Origin of the sequence: Magnetospirillum sp. LM-5 (genome assembly GCF_902729445.1) — a bacterium.
GTDB lineage: Bacteria > Pseudomonadota > Alphaproteobacteria > Rhodospirillales > Magnetospirillaceae > Magnetospirillum.
This window is the reverse complement of sequence record NZ_CACVCE010000064.1, coordinates 1-3,230: the sequence shown is the minus strand read 5'-3', so window position 1 is coordinate 3,230 and position 3,230 is coordinate 1. Positions and strand designations below refer to the sequence as shown.

General features: G+C 56.8%; 3 protein-coding genes. All 3 read right to left on the bottom strand.

Translation table 11 applies throughout. The features are described from left to right. Nucleotides 1-19: 19 nt before the first annotated feature. Nucleotides 20-973, bottom strand: coding sequence for a hypothetical protein (locus MTBLM5_RS16385; protein ID WP_173977132.1), 954 nt, complete (start codon nucleotides 971-973; stop codon nucleotides 20-22). A gap of 234 nt (nucleotides 974-1,207) precedes the next feature. Beyond that, a complete protein-coding gene (locus tag MTBLM5_RS16380) occupies nucleotides 1,208-2,284 on the bottom strand; it encodes a HEAT repeat domain-containing protein (protein WP_173977131.1) in 1,077 nt (358 codons plus the stop codon). Between the two features lie 308 nt (nucleotides 2,285-2,592). Next, complete coding sequence (locus tag MTBLM5_RS16375) at nucleotides 2,593-3,084, bottom strand: response regulator (protein WP_173977130.1); 492 nt, start codon at nucleotides 3,082-3,084, stop codon at nucleotides 2,593-2,595. Nucleotides 3,085-3,230 lie beyond the last annotated feature (146 nt).

Genomic DNA, 3,230 nt, shown 5'->3' with positions numbered 1-3,230 from the left:
GCTCCGGCGCGCACAATCACTAGCCTTCGGGCGGAAAAGCCCATCGATAGGCCCTGTAGAATAGAGAATCGCCGCGCTTAAGGGCGCCTTGGATATGGCGATAGCGTCTCGGAGAAACCCGTATCTTCGAATCATCGAAAGGCCCTATGTCCGGTGCGATGATCCGGATGAATTCGAGAGCGGGTGGGTAGCCGCGCAGAGCAGAAGCAACGGTCATGGCCTTAATGGTTTCTCCCATTTGGCGCCAGCGTTCGACCGAAGCTTCCCGTAGATCTTGATCTGAAATGGGCGTAATGCCATCGCTGTTCTCGGCAGCCAGACTCTTGAGCGGGATCGATCTCGTTATTCTCAGGCGGGTTGCTGCGGCGCTGAATGTCTCCCCAGCACCCTTCTGAATGGCGCCGCCAATCGCTTTGATGCGAGGCAGGAGATGCCTTTTCGAAACTCCGGAAAGGGCGCGTAACATGTGGTGGCTGGCATTTCGTGCGGCTTTAAGCACCGTTTCCAAGGTCGCCGTGACGCCGCCGCGCAGTCTCTGGCCTTCATGCCCGTATCGAGGCCGCATCTCATTGGTGGGATGATAGAAAACACCTGTTCGAACCTCAGATGGCGCTCCATCTTTCGCCCGGAACTGCGGCGCAGGCTCTTCGTTGGGCATATCCAGACTTCCGTCACGTCGCCCAATGGCTTCCTTCAATGCAGAGCCCAAAGGGCGATTGGCCAGGAATGTCAACGCGTCCTGCTCTCGCTGACTGCGCTCCTCAATTGACTTCGGTGGTTGGGCTAGGGGAGACATGGCATTGGCGATGCGAGCAGCCTCTACCCGGTCAAGACCAAGGTTTTCCATGACGGGCTGCCATTCGGACGGGCCGCCGAATGCCGCCAGCAGAAAATAGTCACGCTCGAGTGTGCGGAGATCCTCCCAGCCTCGTCGGCTGCTTGAGTGTATGGGCGGAATGTATTCTGCGCACATGGGGGATCTTTCCACTGTCTGTCGCACTCCCCTTTCGTGCTACGAAAAGGTGCGACCTATCCCCAGCACTGCTGGTCTCGATTGAAGGGAGCCGAGTATCGACGACGACATTAACTGAGCACGGATACTCTAACATAGTAGGCCACGCCGAGCCCAATGACGAGGATCGCCATCAGGATCAGCCGCGCACGGCGGGCGCGCCGCTGAAGAACACGGGAGGGACGGGGCCGGAGGTCAGACATGGCCCTCGGCTTCGCGAACAAGTGCAGCCAGCAGACGCTTGGCCACGACGTCAGGAGGAAATTCGCCAACCGCCTGCGCCTTGGAACCGAACTCGGAGGTGACCACCACCGTCTTTCCTTTCAACTCGCATCTGCCGATGTAGGGGATTTCATCGATCTCGACGACGATATCGTGCGGGCCAATCATGGCGGTTGTAGATCTCGGCAATCTCCGAACCCGATCGGCCACTTTTGCGGCCAACGCTGATCCACACTCATCAAGAGCCGATACCACTGCTTCGGTCAGGTCGGGCCGATCTTGCGCCACCCGACCAAGCAGCACGACGGCATCGTCGTCGGCAATGTCGGCCAAAGCATCAATCACTTCGATGCTGGGCGCCGCTTCCAACGCTTCGCTCAGCGCCTCCAGAGCATCAACCTTCCCAAATCGGCCAAGGGCGCAGGCCGCGGCAATGCGAACGCTGAGGTGCAGATCATCTAGAAGGTCCAACAAGATAGCGACAACATCAGGATCCAATCGTGCGCTGCGACAGGCATCGGCACGGACATCAGGTTCGTCATGACGCAGCAAACGCATCGTCACCTTGGGAGGCAGGGTAACCCCGGTTCGAGCTGCGGCGGCAACAGCCAGCACCAACCCAGGCCCCTGGACCATATCTCGTGCAATGATCCGCTCCACCGCAGTCGCGGCCTCTGGGCCGCCGATTTCAATCAAGGCTTCAAGTGCCACGGCTTGCTCGCGGATCAAGGTATTGAGGCCAAAGCCGGAGAACCTCTTGCAGATACCCTCAAGGGCTGGCACAGCCGCCGTCAACTTACGCCGCCCACATTCGGCCATCAGGGCGAAGATTTCCGCGATCCCTGCGGTGGCAATTCCGGCCACCAATTCTTGATCCGGCAACGAGCAGAGATCAGCAGGCGCGCGGCCATCGGCCCGCGATGAAGGCTTCGCCGATGGGAATCGCTGTTCGAATAGGTGGAGCTGACTTTGCGACATGGCCGCGATGATGCCAATTTTCTGGGAAAGAGAGAAGGCATGAAGTTCGCCGGTCCAAGCTGACGGCAACACTCACAAGCGGTGCGGCATCTCTTTTCACGGCATCAAAATTGAGGATGGATGCCCAACTGGGGAGCGGGCTCTCATGATCAAGGCTTATCTGCCGGAACCATAACCAGCTGTTGCGTGAAGTACGGGCAGTCATTGGACTTCCGAACCCTCCACTTCCCGTTGGCAACGGGGCAAATGGGCCGCTTGTACATGGCGCACCGCTTCGTTTTCCCACAAGACCAAGGAAGCGGTCCTTTGACGTAGAATGCCACCGTCACAGCGATAGACGATATGACGAATAAACCCAGGATCATTCACAAGTGGCCCTATTACGGCTTAGGTTCATCGGAATCCTGTTTAGCCGCGTCATGGAACTCCTTCAGGCCATCCGATGATGGCTTTGTCCTACTCACAAGCCCACAAAGGTATTTTGCCAAATCTCTTGGAGTATGAGGTTTGGGAATGACCCCGGTGGCACCAGCTTTTAATGCTCCATCTAAAATTGCTTTTTCGTGAGATCCAGTGAAAACAACCAAGGGGACTTTGGAGAGATGCGTCTTTCCAGTCGCTCTGATTGCCCCAATCACCGCCAAACCGTCAATAGGCTCCATACCCAAGTCACACAAGATTAAATCAGGGGTGAGATCTCCAAAGGAAATTTGCAGCCCCTCAATCCCATCTGCTGCCTCCCAAATTCTTGCCGCCCCGATTGCGGCTAGAAGCTTTTTAAGTAGCGTCCGGGTGGTTACGTCATCATCAATGACGAGTATGCAGACGTTGTTGGAATCGAACTTGGCGAGATTATCCAAAGCTTTCCCCATGAGCCGACCCAAGCCGCTCGACATATATTGTCATAAACATTGGTCATCTCAAGGGCAGATGCCTTCATGGTGAGAGCCGGCTCGGTTTGTTTGGACAGAATCCGGCGGAATTTAAGGGCACCTCGAAAAATCCCGCCCTCCGGCGA